This is a genomic window from Jannaschia pohangensis, from assembly GCF_900113875.1.
GTDB lineage: Bacteria > Pseudomonadota > Alphaproteobacteria > Rhodobacterales > Rhodobacteraceae > Jannaschia > Jannaschia pohangensis.
Map to the genome: position 1 here is coordinate 1,175,132 of NZ_FORA01000001.1, position 18,851 is coordinate 1,193,982.

Genomic DNA, 18,851 nt, shown 5'->3' on the forward strand with positions numbered 1-18,851 from the left:
CATGCTTGGTCTGAACGCAAAGGACTTTCGACTTCTGCTGCTCGTCACCATCCTGGTGGTCTTCGCGCCGGTATTCCTGAACCCCTTCCCCGTCGACAGCGCCATGGCGCAGTTCAACGCGGGTTATCCCGACCTGATGCAGCGCTTCGTGATCTTCGGGATCTTCGCCATCGGCTTCAACATCCTGTTTGGCCTGACCGGCTATCTGTCTTTCGGTCACGCCGCCTTCCTGGGCACCGGGTCGTATGCCGCGGTCTGGATGCTCAAGCTGCTGACGATCAACGTGCTGCCGGCGATCCTTGTCTCGACGATCGTGGCGGGTCTCTTTGCCCTGCTCATCGGCTTCGTGTCGCTGCGCCGGTCGGGCATCTACTTCTCGATCCTGACGCTGGCCTTCGCGCAGATGGCCTTTGCCCTCGCCGCTTCGGTCCTCACGTCGCTCACCGGGGGCGAGACCGGGCTTCAGACGGCGCTGTCCGATCCGCGCATCCTCGACGGGGCGGCGGCGGTTGCGGGCAACATCCCGGCGCCATCGCTCTTCGGCTACGAAATGCGGGCCACGACCACGATGCGGTTCGGGGATTGGGCTTTCACGCTGAACCTCGGCTACTACCTTGCGGGCGCCTTCATGCTGGCCGCCTTCTACCTGTCGATCCGTATCACGCGGTCGCCCTTCGGGATGATGCTGCGCGCGATCAAGTCGAACCAGCAGCGCCTGAACTATACCGGCCTTAACACCAAGCCCTACATGCTGGCCTGTTTCGTGATCTCGGGCATGTATGCCGGTCTGGCCGGTGGCTTGATGGCGGCGATGGACCCGCTGGCGGGGGCGGAGCGGATGTTCTGGACGGCCTCGGGCGAAGTGGTCGTGATGACCATCCTGGGCGGCGTCGGCACGCTGATCGGGCCGGTGCTTGGCGCGGGTCTCATCAAGTACATGGAAAACATCGTCTCCAAGATCAACGAGGCAACGCTCCACAGCTGGTTTGCCTTCCTGCCCGACGGGATGGAGGACGCGGTCGTCGCCCTCATCTATCCCTTCATCGGCAAGGGCTGGAACCTGACGCTCGGCATCGTCTTCATGCTGGTCGTGATCTTCCTGCCCGGTGGTCTGGTGCAGGGCGGACAGAAAATTGCGGGGCTGTTCCGTCGCAAGAAGTCCGCTGAGGCATCCACCAAAGCGCAAACCCCGGCCGAGTGAGGAGGAACCATCATGGGCATTCTCGAAATCAAGAACGTCGGCAAGCGGTTCGGAGGTCTTCAGGCCCTGTCCGACGTCAATCTCTCGGTCGCCGAAGGGTCGGTCCATGCGATCATCGGGCCGAACGGCGCCGGCAAGTCGACCCTGCTCAACTGCCTTGTGGGCAAGCTGATCCCCGACACCGGATCCGTCACCTTCGAGGGTCAGTCGGTCCTGGGGCGCAAACCCTACGAGATCAACCAGATGGGCATCTCGCGCGTGTTCCAGACACCCGAGATCTTCGGCGACCTGTCAGTGATGGAGAACATGATGATCCCCTGCTTCGCCAAGCGCGACGGGGCCTTCGAGCTGAACGCGTACGGGTCGATGATGAAGGACAAGGAGATCATCGAGCGGGCCGAGCACATGCTCGACGACATGAACATGGCCGACAAGCGCGACATGCACGCGGCGTCCATGTCCCGCGGTGACAAGCGGCGGCTCGAAATCGGCATGTGCCTGGCACAGGAACCGCGGCTTCTGCTGCTGGACGAACCGACGGCCGGCATGGCGCGGGCCGACACCAACAACACCATCGACCTGCTCAAGCACATCAGCGCGACTCGCCCGATCACCATCGCCATCATCGAACACGACATGCACGTCGTCTTCAGCCTGGCCGAGCGCATCACGGTCCTGGCCCAGGGCACCCCCCTGGTCGAGGACACACCGGACAACATCAAGGGCCATCCCAAGGTGCGCGAAGCGTATCTGGGTGAGTCCTCGGGCCACTGAGGGAGCCACGCCATGAACGTCAAACCCGACTTCACCCGCGAGGCCAACCAGGCCGCCACCGCGCCCGCCTTTTTCAGCGTGCATGACATCCATGCCTATTACGGCGAAAGCTACATCGTGCAGGGCGTCAGCTTCAACGTCCACGAGGGCGAGATCCTGGCCCTTCTGGGACGCAACGGGGCGGGCAAGACATCGACCCTGCGGACCTGCGCCCGGCTCGACAATCCGGAGCTCAAGAAGGGCGAGATCTGGCTGGATCACAAGCCGCTGCACCTGATGAAGGCCTTCGAGGCAAGCCAGGCAGGCCTCGGCCTCGTGCCCGAAGATCGTCGGATCATCCCCGGCCTCACGGTCGAGGAGAACCTGAAGCTGGCACAGATCGCCCCGCCCATCGGCTGGTCCATCGAGCGGGTCTATGAGCTGTTCCCACGACTGGGCGAGCGGCGCACGCAGGAAGGCACGACACTCTCGGGCGGCGAGCAGCAGATGCTGTCCATCGCCCGCGCCCTTTGCCGGGATCTCAAGCTGCTGCTCCTCGATGAACCCTACGAGGGTCTGGCACCCGTCATCGTGGACGAGATCGAGAAGACGCTGATCGAGATCAAGAAACTCGGCATCACCACGATCCTCGTGGAACAGAACGCCGTCCGGGCTCTGGAGCTGGCCGACCGGGCCGTCATCCTCGACACCGGCGGGGTCGTCTTTGACGGATCGGCCGCCGAGGTTCTGGGCGACGAAGCCCTGCGCGCCGAATACCTGGCGATCTGACGCGACGACACCGGGGGCGTGGCCCGCCCCGCGCCCCGAATGACTTCCCTGCGGTGCAGAAGGAACACGACATGCTTGACGACAACGAGAAACTCTATCCGCCTTCGGACGCCTTCGCGGCCAAGGCCCATGCCGACCGCGCGACCTATGACGCGATGTATCAGGCATCGATCGAGGACCCGGAGGCGTTCTGGGCCGAACACGGCAAGCGCATCGACTGGATCAAGCCCTATACAAGGGTCAAGGACACCTCGTTCGCGCCCGGCAACGTCAGCATCAAGTGGTACGAGGATGGCACGCTGAACGTTGCGGCCAATTGCATCGACCGCCACCTGGAGACGCGCGGCGACCAGACCGCCATCATCTGGGAACCCGACAGCCCCGATGACGATGCCTTGCACATCACCTACCGCGAGCTGCACCGCAACGTCTGCAAATTCGCCAACGTCCTCAAGTCCATGGGCGTGGGCAAGGGCGACCGCGTCGTCCTCTACATGCCGATGATCCCCGAGGCGGCCTATGCCATGCTCGCCTCCGCCCGGATCGGCGCGATCCATTCGATCGTCTTCGCCGGCTTTTCGGCCGACGCGCTGGCCGCCCGGATCAACGGGTGCGACGCCAAGGTGGTCATCACCGCCGACGGCGCGCCGCGCGGCGGCCGGATCACCAACCTGAAGGACAACGTCAACAAGGCCCTGCTTCACGATACCGACGACGTGAAGTGCCTGATCGTGCGGCGCACCGGTCAGCAGATCGCCTTCCGTTCCGCAAACGACTTTTGGCTGCACGAGGAAGAGGAAAAGGTTTCGGCCGATTGCCCCCCCGAAGAGATGGCCGCCGAGGATCCGCTCTTCATCCTCTATACATCCGGATCGACCGGTCAGCCCAAGGGCGTCGTCCACACCACGGGCGGCTATCTTGTCTTTGCGTCGATGACGCAGAAATATACCTTTGACTATCACGACGGGGACATCTTCTGGTGCACGGCGGATGTCGGCTGGGTCACGGGGCACAGCTATATCGTCTATGGCCCGCTCGCCAACGGCGCGACCACCCTGATGTTCGAAGGGGTGCCGACCTACCCCGATGCGGGCCGGTTCTGGGCGGTCTGCGACAAGCACAAGGTCAACCAGTTCTACACCGCCCCCACGGCGATCCGGGCGCTGATGGGTCAGGGCAACCAGTTTGTCGAACCCTATGACCTGGGCAGCCTGAAGGTTCTGGGAACAGTGGGCGAGCCGATCAATCCCGAGGCCTGGAACTGGTACAACGACATCGTCGGCAAGGGCCGGTGCCCCATCGTCGACACCTGGTGGCAAACGGAAACAGGCGGTCATCTTCTGACCCCCCTGCCCGGCGCGACCGCGACCAAGCCCGGGTCGGCCACTCTGCCGTTCTTCGGCGTGCAGCCCGTCATTCTGGAGCCGACGACGGGCGCGGAAATCCACGAGACGGTGGCCGAAGGCGTGCTCTGCATCAAGGACAGCTGGCCCGCCCAGATGCGGACCGTCTGGGGCGATCATGAGCGGTTCGAGAAGACCTATTTCTCGGACTACAAGAACTACTACTTCACCGGCGACGGATGCCGCCGCGACGCGGACGGCTATTACTGGATCACGGGCCGGGTCGATGATGTCATCAACGTCTCGGGCCACCGAATGGGCACGGCGGAGGTCGAAAGCGCGCTGGTCGCGCATCCCAAAGTCTCCGAATCGGCTGTCGTCGGCTATCCGCACGCGGTGAAGGGTCAGGGCATCTATGCCTATGTCACCCTGATGGGCGGCGAAGAGCCTTCGGAAGAGCTGCGCAAGGAGCTGGAAGTCTGGGTCCGTGGCGAGATCGGCCCGATTGCCAAGCCGGACCTGATCCAATGGGCTCCGGGCCTGCCCAAGACGCGATCGGGCAAGATCATGCGCCGGATCCTGCGGAAAATTGCGGAAAACGACTATGGGGCTCTGGGTGACACCTCGACCCTGGCGGACCCGAGCGTGGTGGACGACCTGATCGAAAACAGGATGAACAGATAACATCTTACTGAAATTGTTCAGACTTCGTTAACTCATCTTGCGGAATTGAGTCCGGAAAGGGGTCTTGATGCGGTAGACTGGAGCTCCGGGGGTTCCTTCCACCACACGACCAAGGAGTTTTCGATGTCCACCTTGTCCGCCCTCCTGCCCCCTGCTGCAAAGCCGGGGGGCCATTCCGTCACGGCGCAGGTTCCGTCCCAGGCCGAGGCCAAGCCTTCGGCACAGGGATCCACGGATGCAACCCGCGGCGGTGCCCCGGCCCAGAACGTTCAGGCCGGCGGCATGCCCCGCGCCGTTCCGCCCCCGACCCCGACCCGCGCGTCACCGGCACCTTCGGCCAGTCGCGGCGATGGCCGGGACACGACGGCCGGTGCCATCGACGCCGACAGCGATGCGACCCGCCTCGCCGGTGTGCGAAACGCCGAAGCCGAGGGCGCCGAGGCGCGCCGACAGGTCGAGGCGGCCCGCGACCGTCTGGTGGCCCAGGAAATCCTGTCACGGATTCCCGTTGCCCCCGACGCCCTGCCCAAGCTGACGGCCGAGGCCGAACGCAAGAGTGAGGACGCCAAGCCAGACCCCACCAAGGCCGACAGCAGCCGCATCGCCTGACCCGCCGCGACCCAGCCGGACCCGGTGCGCCTGGCCCGGCTGGTCGCGGGTGCTTCCCCTCGCCCGCAGGAACGGGTAAGCCTGCGCAAAACTGGCAGCGAGGATGGCATGAGCAAACCCCACGACAGCGACGTCGCCTTCATCAAGGCACTGGCCGAACTCCTTCGGGAGAACGATCTGACTGAATTGGAAGTCAGCCGGTCCTATGGCGAAGATGACAGCCTCGATGTCCGCGTCGCCCGTCAGATGATGGCCGCTCCTGCTGCCATGCAGGTCTCGGCCCCGGTCGCCGCTGCACCCGCGCCACAATCGGCCGCTGCCTCTGCGCCTGCCGCCGCCACGACCACCGACCCGGCACAGGATCCTGGCGCCGTGACCTCGCCCATGGTCGGCACCGTCTATCTGGCCCCCGAACCCGGGGCCGCCAACTTCATCCAGGTCGGAGACAACGTCGCCGAAGGCCAGACGATCCTGATCGTCGAGGCGATGAAGACCATGAACCAGATCCCGAGCCCGCGCGCCGGCAAGATCAAGCGCATCCTGGTCGAGGATGGCGCGCCGGTTGAATATGGTGCCCCTCTGGTCATCCTGGGGTGACCTGATGTTCAAGAAGATCCTCATCGCCAACCGCGGCGAAATCGCCTTGCGCGTGGTCCGCGCCGCCCGCGAGATGGGCGTGGCGACCGTCGCCGTGCATTCGACCGCCGACGCGGACGCGATGCATGTGCGCATGGCAGACGAATCCATCTGCATCGGCCCGGCCCCCGGCACGCAGTCCTATCTGTCGATCCCGGCCATCATCTCGGCCTGCGAAATCTCGGGGGCGGAGGCGATCCACCCCGGCTATGGCTTCCTGTCGGAAAACGCGGCCTTCGTTCAGGTGCTCGAGGATCACGGGATCACCTTCATCGGCCCCACGGCGGAACACATCCGCATCATGGGCGACAAGATCACGGCCAAGGACACGATGAAGAACCTGGGCGTGCCCTGCGTGCCCGGCTCCGACGGCGGTGTGCCGACGCTGGAAGACGCGCGCGCGGTGGCCGACGACATGGGCTATCCGGTCATCATCAAGGCGACCGCCGGCGGCGGCGGGCGCGGCATGAAGCTGGCCAAGACGGCGGCGGACCTGGAAAACGCCTTCCGCACCGCGCGCAGCGAATCCAAAGCGGCCTTCGGCAACGACGAAGTCTATATCGAGAAATACCTGGGCACCCCGCGCCACATCGAAGTGCAGGTCTTCGGCGACGGCAAGGGCCGCGCCGTCCACCTGGGCGAGCGCGACTGTTCGCTTCAGCGGCGTCACCAGAAGGTGTTCGAAGAGGCCCCGGGCCCGTCCATTACCCCCGAGCAGCGCGCCGCCATCGGCAAGACCTGCGCCGAGGCAGTGGCCAAGATCAACTATGCCGGCGCCGGCACGATCGAGTTCCTCTACGAGAACGGCGAATTCTATTTCATCGAGATGAACACCCGCCTTCAGGTGGAGCATCCGGTGACCGAGGCCATTTTCGGCGTCGATCTGGTGCGCGAACAGATCCGCGTGGCCGCAGGCTATCCGATGTCGTTCCAGCAGGAAGACCTGCACATCAACGGCCACGCCATCGAGGTTCGGATCAACGCCGAGAAGCTGCCGAATTTCTCGCCCTCGCCCGGTCGGATCACGCAATACCATGCGCCCGGCGGTCTGGGGGTGCGGATGGATAGCGCGCTCTACGACGGCTATTCGATCCCTCCCTACTACGACAGTCTGATCGGCAAGCTGATCGTTCACGGTCGCGACCGGGACGAGGCTCTGGCCCGGCTCAGCCGCTCCCTTGGCGAGTTGATCGTGGACGGCGTGGACACCACGATCCCGCTATTCCGGGCCTTGCTGGACGAACCGGCGGTTCAGACCGGCGACTATACGATCCATTGGCTCGAAAAATGGTTGGAAACGCATCTTGGCTAGAACGCTCATCCTCGTGCTTGGCCTGACGGGCCTGTTGGCGGCCTGCGGCGACAAGCCGGAGCCGGGCGTGGCGGCGGGTGCGATCGGCGTGCCCCCCGGCAATGCGCTGTTTTCCAGCGGGCGCGACGCGCGCAACTTCGACACCTATGCGGACGCCTTCACGACCCTGGATTGCCGCGGCCTCGAAGCGTCGCGCGCCGCATTGCGGACCCAGGCGCGGGAGCGTCGGCCCACCACCGGGATCGTCGCCAACATGGCGGGCACCATCATCGGCGGACCGGCGGGCGCGCTCGCCTCGGTCATCGGACAGGAAGCGACGCAGCTTGTCACCGCGTCCGGCAACCTGCGGCTGGCCGCGATCGAGGCGGTGACCGTCGCAAAACGCTGCGACGGGCCGCTTGACCCGGCCCCGCCGCGCGAACCCGTGCCCGGGCCCCTGCCGCCGCGCCCGATCCCGGTGACCCAGGGCTGACGGGGCACTTTCCCCGGCCTGCTCCTTGGCGCTAGACTGCCGCCATGCCCCGCGACACGCCAGATATCACGCCCGAAACGCTTCTGATGGCCTATGCCTCGGGCGTGTTTCCCATGGCCGAAAGCCGGGACGATCCGGAGATCTTCTGGGTCGATCCCAAGCGGCGCGGCGTCATGCCCCTTGATGGTTTTCGCCTGTCGCGGAGCCTTGCCAAGGTCATCCGTCAGGATCGGTTCGATATCACCCTGAACGCGGATTTCATGGGCGTCCTCGATGGTTGCGCGGACCGGCAGGAGACCTGGATCAACCCCGAGATCGCCCGCCTCTACCACGAATTGCATCTGGCCGGGTTCGCCCATTCGGTCGAGGTCCGGCAGGGCGGCGCGCTTGTCGGCGGCGTCTATGGCGTGACGCTCGGCGCGGCCTTCTTCGGGGAATCGATGTTTTCAAGGGTCCGGGATGCGTCGAAGGTCGCGTTGGCCTATTCGGTAGCCTTGCTGCGCGCTCGGGGATTCATGCTGTTCGATACGCAATTCCTGACCGAACACCTTGCCTCGCTCGGCGCAGTCGAGATCCCGCGCGCACAATATCGCGCGAAACTGGAAGTGGCGTTGAACCGGACGGCCCGGCTAACGGGGCCGATTCCTCAGTTGTCGGACGTCCTGCACCTGAGAACCCAGACATCATAGCGCCGATGTTCCAGCGCGTTGAGCGCCGGGGAAGAAGCGACCATCCAGCCGCTGAACAATTCGGTCACCGCGCGGGCGTCGACGATCTGCATCAGGGCGAAGGCATCGCCCGACGGGTTGTTCGCGGGATATCGGCATTCATGCAGCGTGATCTGAAGGGGACCATAGGCCATGGTCTGACCCAAACCCATTTCCACGTCGATCACTTCGCCCGATGTCTTGTCGAGTGTGCGCAGCACCGCGCCCAGGCCGTTTCCGGTCTGCACCGCCTGCGCCGCGGCAGACCCGGCCAGCGCGATCGACATAACGGCAAGCGCGCGGATCATTCCGGGGTCCAGGCCTCGTAATCGGAGGCGGGCTTGGGGTCGGCCCGCCGGAGCGATCCCGGGCGGGCAAAGGCCGCCGCCGATCCGGTCAGGTTCGGCTGGTGCGGCTTTTCCCACGTCTTGTGGACAATCGGATCCTTGGTCGGCGGCAAGGCGAAGGTGTGATGCAGCCAGCCGAACCAGTCGGGCGGCACGTTCGAGGCGTCATTCTCGCCCACGTAATGCACCCACCGGCGCGTGTCGTCGGCATTGTTGAAATAGACATTGCCGTCCGCATCTTCGCCCACGCGGGTGCCGAAGCGGCGTGTCCACAGGGCCGTGCCAAAGCTCTGACCATCCCACCAGGACACCAGTCGTTTCAGAAATCCGGCCATGTCGATCCCTCCGCACACGCTTGCCCCCGTCTACACCGCAGGGCCGGACGGTCAAGGTCGCGGAGGCCCGCGCGGCAAAGTCACGCGCGCCGTTCGTGCTGGAACCCGCCGCGCGCGCCCTGTATCCTGCGCGCAATTGTCCAGGGAGACGAACCATGACCGAGACCCGCCAATACGGCTTTGACACCTTGCAGATTCACGCGGGCGCCCGCCCCGATCCGGCGACCGGCGCACGCCAGACGCCGATCTACCAGTCGACGGCCTTCGTGTTCCGCGATGCCGACCACGCCGCAGCGCTCTTCAACCTTCAGGAAGTCGGCTATATCTATTCGCGCCTGACCAACCCGACCGTTGCCGTCCTTCAGGAACGGATCGCCACGCTCGAGGGCGGTGTCGGTGCGGTCTGCTGTTCCTCGGGGCACGCGGCGCAGATCATGGCGCTGTTCCCGCTGATGCAGCCAGGCTGCAATATCGTCGCCTCCACCCGCCTCTATGGCGGCACGGTCACGCAGTTCAGCCAGACCATCAAACGCTTCGGCTGGTCCGCCAAGTTCGTCGATTTCGACGATCTCGACGCCGTGCGCGATGCCATCGACGACAACACCCGCGCCGTCTTTGGCGAGGCGATTGCCAATCCGGGCGGATACATCATGGATGTGCGCGCGGTGGCCGATGTGTCCGATGCGGCGGGCATCCCGCTCATCATCGACAACACCACGGCGACCCCCTACCTCGTCCGCCCGATCGAGATGGGCGCGACGCTGGTCGTCCATTCGACCACGAAGTACCTGACCGGCAATGGCACCGTCACCGGCGGCTGCGTCGTCGACTCGGGCAAGTTCGACTGGTCGGCCTCGGGCAAGTTCCCGTCGCTCAGCGAAGCCGAGCCCGCCTATCACGGCCTGCGGTTCCACGAGACATTCGGGGCCATGGCCTTCACCTTCCACGGTATTGCCGTGGGCCTGCGGGACCTCGGGATGACGATGAACCCTCAAGCCGCGCATTACACCCTGATGGGCTGCGAGACGCTGAGCCTGCGGATGGAGCGCCACGTCCAGAACGCGGTCAAGGTGGCGACCTGGCTCGAATCGCATCCGGCGGTGGATTACGTGACCTATGCGGGGCTGCCGTCGTCGCCCTATTTCGAACGGTCGAAAAAGGTCTGTCCCAAGGGAGCCGGCGGTCTGTTCACCTTCGCGCTCAAGGGCGGATACGAGGCCTGCATCCGGTTCATCGACTCGGTCGAGATCTTCAGCCACGTCGCCAACCTCGGCGATACGCGCAGCCTGTGCATCCACTCCGCGTCGACCACGCACCGTCAGCTGAGCCCCGAGCAGCAGGAAGCCGCCGGGGCCGGACCCAACGTTGTGCGCATCTCCATCGGGATCGAGGACGCGGACGACCTGATCGCCGACCTGGATCAGGCCATCGCCAAGGCCGCCCCGAAAATGGCCGCGGAATAAACGCATCCGCGTCCGTTTCGAAACCGGAAACACTGATCGTCGGTCGGGCTTCGTCCGACCGTCGCGCTTTCCCTTGGCGACAAGCTGCCCTAGACTATGGCACAATCAAGGCGGGCCCTCGCGGGTCCGCACCTCCCATGATAGGGTCAGCCCATGACACCTCTGGTCGCACTTGATCTCTCGCTTGACGGTATCTCTGTCCTGACGCGGGCGCCGGAAGGCCCGGACCATGGCAAGTGGTATCGCGAAGGCGTGGTACGGCTGGATGCGCCGGACATGGCCGAAACCCTGGGGCGGCTGCGCGACAAATGCGCGGAACGGGTCGGCGGGGATTTCACGTCGATCCTGATCATCCCCGACAGCCAGATCCTGTTCACCTCGCTGGAACGCGACGACCGCAAACCCGAAGAGACGATCCGGTCGCTGCTGCGCGGACGCACGCCTTATGACGTCGAGGATCTGACCTTCGATTTCGTCCAGCGCGGCGACCGCCTGCAGGTGGCCGTCATCGCCCTCGAGACCCTGCTGGAAGCCGAGACCTTCGCCGCCGATTTCGGGTTCCGGCCTGTCACCCTGATCGGCAACCCGACCGATTCCACCTATCCCGGACGGCCCGATTTCGGAAAGACCGGCATCGCCACGGAACTTCTTGCCGGCGACAGCCTGAGCATCGATCTGGGCGAGACGATCGATGTCATCGCGGCCCCGGCCCCCGCACCTCTGCCCGAGGCTATCCCCGCCCCCAAGGCCCCGACGCCGGCCCATGCCGTCGCCGGTGATCCGGCGGGTCGCGCCCGCGTGGTCGACACCCGCCCGGCGCAAATCCCCCCGGCCCCGCCGCCGCGCGCGGCGGATGCGCCCGTCATGGCAGCCCCGGTCGAGGCCGAAGTGCCGGAGGCACCCGAAGATCTGCCGACCGAGGCCGCAGAATTTGCCGCCCTGGTCGACGACACGCCGACCGCCGAAGACCCGATGCCCGAGACTGCGGGGCGCATCGAAGACGAGGATGTCCAGACCGAGGTCGTCAAAGCCGAAGACGTGTCGCCGCCTGCATCGACCCCAGTGGCCGAAGATCATCCGACCTTGAGCGATGCCTTGGCGGCGCCGGATACGACCGAGGACGAGGGAGTGGAGCCCGAACTACCGGTCTTCAGCCATAGCCCGAAGCCTCTTGTCGTTGCCGCGTCCGACGTCGAGGCGCCGCGCTTCACCACCAAACGCCGGTCCGAGCCCACCCTGCCGACCGAGCCGGTGCTGACCCGGATTGCGCCGCGCCTGTCTGCCCCGGTTCCCGTGGCGGATCGGATCGAGCCCACGGTCTCTGCGCCGTCGCGTCCGGCCGAGGTCAGCGCCGATCCGGTCGACACGCCTCCGGTGCCGCGGCCCGCCTTGACGACACCGCCGCATGTCGGGACGACGCCTCCCCCGCGCCCCAAGACGATGCCGCCGATCCCGCTGTCGACGCTCGCCGAAGGTCTGGGCGCGCCCAAACGGCCCGAAGCGCTTGCGGATGCGACGTCGGACGCCCCGCGCAAGCGTCTGGCTGGGCTCATGTCCGGCACCAAGGTGCGGGCCACACCCAAGGTGCCGTCGAACGACGATGCGACTCCGGTCGGAATGGCCGCCGTCGCCGCCAACTCGTCTTTGGGCGGTCAGCGTGGCGGAAGCGCGCGCATGGGGCTCTATCTGACCCTGTCGCTTCTGGCACTTCTGGCGATGGTCGGCTTGGGTTCCGCCTTCTTCCTGCCGGGCGACGACCCGCGCGCCGTCGCCGAACTGATTGAAACAGAAACATCGACCAACGCGCCGCAGGACGACGTCGCCATGCTGCTGCCCGAACCGGGCACGCAGCCGGGAGTCAGCGTCGCCTCACCGATCCCGGACCTTGTCACGCCGCCCCAACCCATTCCCGGCGAAAGCCCCGAAGAGCTGGCCGAGGCCGGGGAAGATGTGCCGGTCGAGGCCCTGCCCGAAGCACTGGCCGATGCGGCGACATTCGCCGCGACCCCCGACCTTGCCCCCTCTCCGACGACGGGCGACGCACAGGATATCGACCTGGCCCAGGTCGACAGCGTGATCACGAGCGCGTCGGCGACCAGCCTGCCGACCACCGTGCCGCCGCTCGACGTCTTTGCCCCGCAGCAGAACCCGGCCCCCGCCGGTGCCGATGTGCCGGTCGCGACGGCACCTATCGAAGCCGCACCCGAAACCCCCACCGTGGCCGAGGTCGTGCCAGAAGAGGTGCCCGCCGAAACCCCGCCCGTCGAAACCGCCGAAGCAGCGGAGCCCGCAGCCGAAGCGCAGCCCGACCTGGTCGTTGCCAGCGCGGAGGGCACCCTGGCACCCGGAGGATACCGCGTTGTTCTGGGTCAGCCCGCCGTCCTGCCGACCCGTCGTCCCGGAAGCGAAGCGGCGGCGGACGAGACCACGGCGGAAGTCCCCGCGGAACTGACGGAAGAGGAAACAGCCCTTCTGCGCGTCCGCCCCGTCCAGCGCCCCGGCGACGCGCCAGCGGCGGAAGAGACGGCCCCGGACACAGAGACTGAAGACCCGTTGATCAACGGTCTATCCCGCGAGGAATTGCTCCGGATCCGTCCCCGGATCCGCCCCGCCGGGATCAGCGAAGCCGCAGCCGAAGCCAGCGCCGAGGCCAGTGCCGAAGAACTCGCCGCCGCCAATCGTGCGCGCGAGGCCGAGATCGCCGAACAGAACGCCGCGATCCAGGCCGCCGCCGCGTCGGCCGCCGCGTCCCTGGCACAGCAGCAGTTGGCGACATCGGCATCCACGGCAGGCAGCAGCGGGTCATCATCGCCTCTGGCCCTTGCCCTGTCGGAACGCCCCCGGACCCGCCCCCGCTCGGTCGAGCGGGACGCCGCCCGGATCGTCACGCAGCGCCGCGAACAGGCCACCGCAGCCTCGGCCAGCACCGCCACCGCGTCCGCCAGCAACGATGCGCCCGTCCAGGCCGCGCCACGTAGCGATCAGACCATCCGGTCCTCGGGCGGCAGCGTCGCCCGCGCCGCGACCCAGACGAACCAGATCCGTCTTCGGGATACAAACCTGATCGGCGTCTACGGTCGCCCGAACGCCCGCCGCGCCCTCGTCCGGCTTGGCAACGGGCGCTACGTGAAGGTGGAAGTCGGCGACCGGCTGGAACGGGGCCGGGTGACGGCCATAGGCGAAAGCGAGCTGGTTTATCAGCGCGGCGGGCGCAGCGTCACGCTGCGGCTACCCCGCGCCTGAATTGCCAAGTCCGGCGGCGGACTGAGCCTCGGCCGTCCAGCTAAGATACAGGCCCGAGGGCGTCTCGACCACGGGCCGTTTTATCAGGGCCGGATGCGCCAGCATCAAGGCCAGCGGGTCGGTCGCGCGCTCCGCCTCGGTCAAGCCGCGCCACGTCGTCGAACGGGTGTTCAGCATCGCGGGCCCCAGTCGGGCCAGCCATCCGACAAGTTCCGCCTGCGTCGGCGGCTCCTCCCGCAGGTCGCGCAAACGGGCGGGGATTTCGCCGACTGCCAATGTTTTGAGCGCCTTGCGACAGGAATCGCAGGCTTTCAGGCCATGGAGGACAATCATCTGCGGGACTCCGTTGTGCTGCCGTGGGGATCTGCCGGTTCCCCTTGATGTTTTCAACCGGGGACTTAGCTCCTTTCTCGTGATCGTTTCGGAACATGTGCTTTTGCCGGACTACCACAGCGGTCACCACGCCGTCGCGATGTTGCGGGCGGGAAGACCACTAAGGAGACACGGGAATGGCCACTGGCACCGTGAAATGGTTCAATACGACCAAAGGCTACGGCTTCATCGCCCCGGATGACGGCGGAAACGACATCTTCGTCCATATTTCCGCTGTCGAACGCGCGGGATTGACCGGCCTGAAGGACAATCAGAAAATCCAGTACGAATTGCGGGAAGGTCGCGATGGTCGATCGTCCGCATCGGAGCTGACACTCCTCGACTGACCCTCTGCGGGATGCGCCCCGCCCCGGATCACGGGGCGAGGGCTGTGTTCAAAACCTGCGCAGGCAGGCACGCCGGCTTTGAGTCGGCGGCGCGGTCAGGCCCATTCCCAGGGACGGGTGTAGTTGCCCATGACGGCGGTCACATCCCGATCCTCGACGTCGCCGGTCTTGACCAGACGGGCGACCAATCCGCGCTTCTTGTCCTCGACCACCTCGGAGACGCGGGCCTTGATGCCCGCATCCACCAGGGCTGCGTCATAGACACGGGTGATCGCGCGACGCCGCAAATCGGGCTTGAAGACCTTGCCGACCGCCGTCTTGGGCAATTCGTCCAGTATCTCGATATGCTTGGGCCGAGCGGCCCGCTCGTGCACATGTTCCTCGCAGAATTTCAACAACTCCTCGGGCGTGACACTGGCTCCCGAGACCAGCTCGACGTAGGCGCAGGGCAGTTCACCCGCGAAGGCATCCGGCTGGCCGATGGCACCCGCCATGGCGACGGCGGGATGGCCGGCCAGCGCTTCCTCGATCTCGGCGGGGTCGATGTTGTGGCCGCCCCGAATGATCAGGTCCTTGGCGCGGCCCGTGATCCAGAGATAGCCGTCCGCGTCCACCCGGCCCAGGTCGCCGGTCCGCAGATAGCGGTCCATGTGATAGAGGTCGGCGTTCTTGGCCGCCTCGGTATAGGTGTGGCCCGGCCAGACACCCGGGTTCGACACGCAGATTTCGCCCACGGTATCGGTCGGGCATTCCTCGGGGCCGTCCCCCTTGTCGATCAGGATGCGCACATCGGTGTGCATCAGAGGCACGCCGACGGACCCGATCTTCTTTTCGCCGTCCACGGGGTTCACGCTGACAAGGCAGGTCACTTCGGTGAGGCCGTAACCTTCGACGACGGTGATCTTCGTCGCTTCCTCGAACCGGCGGAACAGTTCGACCGGCAAGGGGGACGAGCCGGAAAAGGCCGTCTTCACCTTGCTCACGTCCGCGTTGACGGGCCGCTGCATCATCGCGGACATCGCGGTCGGAACGGTGATGATGAACGTGGTGCCCCACCGTTCGCACAGCTTCCAGAAATTGTCGAAGACGCCTTCGCCCCGGTAGCCCTGCGGCGTCGGAAAGACGACATGGGCGCCCGACGCGACCGCCGCCATCAGGATCACGTGACAGGCGAAAACGTGGAACATCGGCAGCGGGCACATCACGCTGTCCTGTTCCGAAAACAGCAGCCGGTGGCCAAGCCAGCCGTTGTAGATCATGCCGGAATACCGGTGCTGCGCGACCTTGGGCATACCGGTGGTGCCGCCCGTGTGGAAATAGGCCGCGACACGGTCTCCGGCACTGTCGGCAAAGGTCAGGGCATCTGACGGCTGTTTGGCCAGCTCATTGGTATAGCTGAGAACGTTCGCCTTGTGGGACACCGGGTTCTTGGGCCGGATCAGCGGCACGATTAGCTTCTTGAGTCCGGTGAGATAGCCGTGCAGGTCGATTTCCAGCACCGTCGTCACGCCGGGGGCCAGCTTGACCGCCTCGGCGACCTTCTGGGCGACGTCCGTCTTCGGGAAGGCCCGCAACGTCACGACGACCTTGGCATTCGTTTCCCGCAGGATCGCGCCGATCTGTTCAGCGTCGAGCAGGGGATTGATGGGGTTGGCGATGCCCGCGACGGTCGCCCCCAGAAGGGCCGTCGTCGTCTCGACGCAATTGGGCAGGACATAGGCGACCGTATCGGTCTCGCCCACGCCAAGGGAGCGGAACAGGTTCGCGGCCTGCGTTACCTGCTTGTGCAGTTCCGTCCAGGTCAGCGTGCGGGCCGGATCGGTCGGGCCCGAGAACAGCTGATAGCTGATCGCCGGACGCGAGGGGTGCGCGTCGCGCGTCTTGGTCAGAAGCTCATAGAGCGTCTGTGCCGGCTGAACCTGTTCCCACGGTTCCGCCGCAGCGATGTCCAGAATGTCCTGCTTGCTGGCGAATGAAGCCATCGTCCCCTCCCTATGTGATGCCGACGCTCCCCCGTCGGTCGTCCGGCCAAAATGGGGGAGTGGCGGCCCGTGCGCAAGGACTACGCTACGGCGAAATGCGCAACGATACTTGCGCGGGGTTAGAGGGGACTTTCGGGACCGGGCGGCGCCTAGGTCACTCGGCGGCCAGGCCGTCAGTGAATTGCAGACGCGCGAGACGCGCATAGAGCCCGCCTTCGGCGACCAGCTGGTCATGGGTGCCCTGGGCGGCGATCCGGCCGTCTTCCATCACGATGATGCGGTCGGCTTGCTTCACAGTCGCCAGGCGATGCGCCACGATGATCGTCGTCCGTCCCTTGGCCAGGCGGGCCACGGCATCCTGCACGGCCTTCTCGCTCTCGGCGTCGAGCGCGCTTGTCGCCTCGTCCAGCAGCAAGACAGGTGCGTCGCGCAAGATGGCACGGGCAATGGCGATACGTTGCTTCTGCCCGCCCGACAGCATCACGCCGCGCTCACCCACATAGGTGTCATATCCCTGCGGCAGGGCCGTCAGGAAATCATGCGCCGCCGCCGACCGGGCGGCGGATTCGACCTCTGCATCGGTGGCGTCGGGGTTGCCGAACCGGATGTTGTCGCGGGCAGAGGCGGCAAAGATCACCGGATCCTGCGGGACCAAAGCCATCTGAGCACGGAAGGCCGCCCGCTCCATGTCGCGCAGGTCGACGCCGCCCAGGGTGATGCGCCCCTCTGTCGGGTCATAGAATCGCTGCAGAAGCTGGATCACCGTGGATTTGCCCGCGCCGGACGGGCCGACAAGGGCGACCGTTTCGCCCGGGGCGACAGCCAGCGTCACACCATCGAGCGCCAAGGTTTCGGGCCGCGTCGGATAGCGGAAACTGACATTCTCGAAGGCAACGGCCTCCCCCGCGGGACGGGACGTCGGGGCAAGCGGATCGTTGACCGCATCCTGCACGTCCAGCAATTCGACCAGCCGTTCAGTGGCACCGGCGGCGCGCTGCAATTCGCCCCAGACTTCGGAGAGGGCCGCGACCGACCCTGCGACCATGATCGCATAGATCAGGAACTGGATCAGCTCCCCGATGCTCATCACGTCGGCACGCACGTCGCGCGCGCCCATCCAGAGAACACCGACGATGCCGATAAAGGTCAGCAGGATGACGATCACGGTCATGATGGCCCGGGTGCGGATACGCGACTTGGCGGAGTCGAAGCTGCGCTCCGTCACATCGTCGAAGCGGCCCGAGGCCTCGCCCTCGAAAGTATAGGCCTGCACGGTCTGCGCGCTCAGCAGCCATTCGGACGCCCGGCCCGAGGATTCGGCGATCCAGTCTTGATTCTCACGACTGAGTTTGCGCAGCCGCCGCCCCAGGACGATGATCGGCACGATCACCGCAGGCACGATCAACAGCACCAGCCCCGAGAGTTTGGGCGCCGTCCAGAGCATCAAGCCAAGCCCGCCCGAGAACAACAGGACATTGCGCAAGGCCACCGACACCGACGATCCGATCACCGACAGAAGCAGCGTCGTGTCGGTCGTGATCCGGCTGAGCACTTCACCGGTCATGATGCCGTCATAGAAGTTGGGCGACATGCGGATCATGCGCCCGAACACCGCCTTTCGGATATCGGCCACCACGCGTTCGCCAAGCCGCGTCACCAGATAATAGCGCAGCCCCGTCCCAAGGGCGAGAAGGCCCGCGATGATGAGAGCGGCGGCAAAATAGCTGTCCAGAAGCTGTGCCTCGCCTGTGTCGAATCCGTCCACGACCCGGCGCACGGCCAGCGGCAGGACGAGCGAGACGCAGGCCGTGAGGACAAGCGCGGCCAAGGCGGCCACGACCATGCCCAGATGGGGCCGGAAGAACGGCAGCAGGCGGCGCAGGCTGCCGATCTGCTTTGACCCCTCGCGGTCCGCTTCCTTGGCGATATCGACCATGAGGTCCTCCGGTGTTCGGGGTGGGAGGTAACGACGCCCGGCCCACTGTGCAAGATTTCTAGCGCCGCCTTCGCGTGGGCTGTGGGGATTGACGCACGGACAGATCGCCGCGCACCCTTGTCCCGGGATCAACCGGGAGACTGCCCATGCCGACTGCCCTCGATGTCACTGCGCTCGCGTTTTACGGCGTGCTTTGCAGTCTGCTTGCGGCCTTCGCGCCGCAGACACCCCGGATCTGGGTGCGCGCACTGGTCGGCGGCATGGTCGGGATCGTCGCGGCGGTACTGCTTCCGATCCTGCGCGGTGCAATCGGAGTCTAA

The 18,851-nt window shown here is 65.8% G+C and carries 18 protein-coding genes; 13 read left to right on the forward strand and 5 right to left on the reverse strand.

Annotation, left to right across the window (positions count from 1 at the left end; translation table 11 throughout):
* Nucleotide 1: 1 nt before the first annotated feature.
* From BM002_RS05905 to aat, 9 genes are all read left to right on the forward strand, one after another.
* Entirely contained in the window at nt 2–1,201 is a 1,200-nt protein-coding gene (locus tag BM002_RS05905; protein WP_092778186.1) for a branched-chain amino acid ABC transporter permease, read from the forward strand.
* Between the two features lie 12 nt (nt 1,202–1,213).
* Nucleotides 1,214–1,975 carry an ABC transporter ATP-binding protein gene (locus tag BM002_RS05910; RefSeq protein WP_092778188.1) on the forward strand — a complete coding sequence of 254 codons (762 nt, stop codon included), beginning with the start codon at nt 1,214–1,216 and terminating at the stop codon, nt 1,973–1,975.
* A gap of 12 nt (nt 1,976–1,987) precedes the next feature.
* Nucleotides 1,988–2,743: an ABC transporter ATP-binding protein gene (locus tag BM002_RS05915; protein WP_092778190.1), complete on the forward strand. Its 756-nt coding sequence runs from the start codon at nt 1,988–1,990 to the stop codon at nt 2,741–2,743.
* A gap of 71 nt (nt 2,744–2,814) precedes the next feature.
* Complete coding sequence (acs, locus tag BM002_RS05920; protein WP_092778832.1) at nt 2,815–4,770, forward strand: acetate--CoA ligase; 1,956 nt, start codon at nt 2,815–2,817, stop codon at nt 4,768–4,770.
* A gap of 123 nt (nt 4,771–4,893) precedes the next feature.
* Nucleotides 4,894–5,379: a hypothetical protein gene (locus tag BM002_RS05925; protein WP_092778192.1), complete on the forward strand. Its 486-nt coding sequence runs from the start codon at nt 4,894–4,896 to the stop codon at nt 5,377–5,379.
* A gap of 108 nt (nt 5,380–5,487) precedes the next feature.
* The gene (gene accB, locus BM002_RS05930; RefSeq protein WP_092778194.1) at nt 5,488–5,976 is read left to right on the forward strand and encodes an acetyl-CoA carboxylase biotin carboxyl carrier protein; all 489 of its coding nucleotides are present in this window, start codon (nt 5,488–5,490) and stop codon (nt 5,974–5,976) included.
* Nucleotides 5,977–5,980: 4 nt separating this feature from the next.
* A complete protein-coding gene (accC, locus tag BM002_RS05935) occupies nt 5,981–7,327 on the forward strand; it encodes an acetyl-CoA carboxylase biotin carboxylase subunit (protein WP_092778833.1) in 1,347 nt (448 codons plus the stop codon).
* Nucleotides 7,320–7,799 (forward strand): hypothetical protein, encoded by a 480-nt coding sequence (locus BM002_RS05940; RefSeq protein ID WP_139212289.1) that lies wholly within the window; start codon nt 7,320–7,322, stop codon nt 7,797–7,799. The genes accC and BM002_RS05940 overlap by 8 nt, the downstream gene beginning before the upstream one ends.
* A 44-nt stretch (nt 7,800–7,843) precedes the next feature.
* The gene (aat, locus tag BM002_RS05945; protein WP_092778198.1) at nt 7,844–8,488 is read left to right on the forward strand and encodes a leucyl/phenylalanyl-tRNA--protein transferase; all 645 of its coding nucleotides are present in this window, start codon (nt 7,844–7,846) and stop codon (nt 8,486–8,488) included.
* On the opposite strand, the gene BM002_RS05950 is transcribed toward aat, so the two are convergent.
* Together BM002_RS05950 and BM002_RS05955 are read right to left on the reverse strand one after the other, a co-directional pair.
* A complete protein-coding gene (locus BM002_RS05950; protein WP_092778200.1) occupies nt 8,446–8,814 on the reverse strand; it encodes a DUF2155 domain-containing protein in 369 nt (122 codons plus the stop codon). The genes aat and BM002_RS05950 overlap by 43 nt on opposite strands.
* Nucleotides 8,811–9,188, reverse strand: coding sequence for an NADH:ubiquinone oxidoreductase subunit NDUFA12 (locus BM002_RS05955; protein ID WP_175484813.1), 378 nt, complete (start codon nt 9,186–9,188; stop codon nt 8,811–8,813). The genes BM002_RS05950 and BM002_RS05955 overlap by 4 nt, the downstream gene beginning before the upstream one ends.
* Before the next feature lie 155 nt (nt 9,189–9,343).
* Between BM002_RS05955 and BM002_RS05960 the strand changes: the two genes are divergently transcribed.
* Both BM002_RS05960 and BM002_RS05965 read left to right on the forward strand, forming a co-directional pair.
* Complete coding sequence (locus BM002_RS05960; RefSeq protein WP_092778202.1) at nt 9,344–10,651, forward strand: O-acetylhomoserine aminocarboxypropyltransferase/cysteine synthase family protein; 1,308 nt, start codon at nt 9,344–9,346, stop codon at nt 10,649–10,651.
* A gap of 153 nt (nt 10,652–10,804) precedes the next feature.
* Nucleotides 10,805–13,894 carry a hypothetical protein gene (locus tag BM002_RS05965; RefSeq protein WP_092778204.1) on the forward strand — a complete coding sequence of 1,030 codons (3,090 nt, stop codon included), beginning with the start codon at nt 10,805–10,807 and terminating at the stop codon, nt 13,892–13,894.
* On the opposite strand, the gene BM002_RS05970 is transcribed toward BM002_RS05965, so the two are convergent.
* Nucleotides 13,880–14,227: an arsenate reductase family protein gene (locus BM002_RS05970; RefSeq protein ID WP_342707300.1), complete on the reverse strand. Its 348-nt coding sequence runs from the start codon at nt 14,225–14,227 to the stop codon at nt 13,880–13,882. The genes BM002_RS05965 and BM002_RS05970 overlap by 15 nt on opposite strands.
* A gap of 176 nt (nt 14,228–14,403) precedes the next feature.
* Here BM002_RS05970 and BM002_RS05975 point away from each other — a divergent pair, with 176 nt between their 5' ends.
* Nucleotides 14,404–14,613, forward strand: coding sequence for a cold-shock protein (locus BM002_RS05975; RefSeq protein ID WP_092778206.1), 210 nt, complete (start codon nt 14,404–14,406; stop codon nt 14,611–14,613).
* A 95-nt stretch (nt 14,614–14,708) separates the two neighbouring features.
* Here BM002_RS05975 and BM002_RS05980 read toward each other — a convergent pair whose 3' ends face one another.
* Both BM002_RS05980 and BM002_RS05985 read right to left on the reverse strand, forming a co-directional pair.
* On the reverse strand, nt 14,709–16,595 hold the full coding sequence (locus tag BM002_RS05980) for an acyl-CoA synthetase (protein ID WP_092778208.1): 1,887 nt from the start codon (nt 16,593–16,595) through the stop codon (nt 14,709–14,711).
* 154 nt (nt 16,596–16,749) lie between these two features.
* Nucleotides 16,750–18,531, reverse strand: a complete 1,782-nt coding sequence (locus tag BM002_RS05985) for an ABC transporter transmembrane domain-containing protein (RefSeq protein WP_092778210.1) — start codon at nt 18,529–18,531, stop codon at nt 16,750–16,752.
* A gap of 146 nt (nt 18,532–18,677) precedes the next feature.
* Between BM002_RS05985 and BM002_RS19265 the strand changes: the two genes are divergently transcribed.
* The gene (locus BM002_RS19265) at nt 18,678–18,851 is read left to right on the forward strand and encodes a hypothetical protein (RefSeq protein ID WP_175484814.1); all 174 of its coding nucleotides are present in this window, start codon (nt 18,678–18,680) and stop codon (nt 18,849–18,851) included.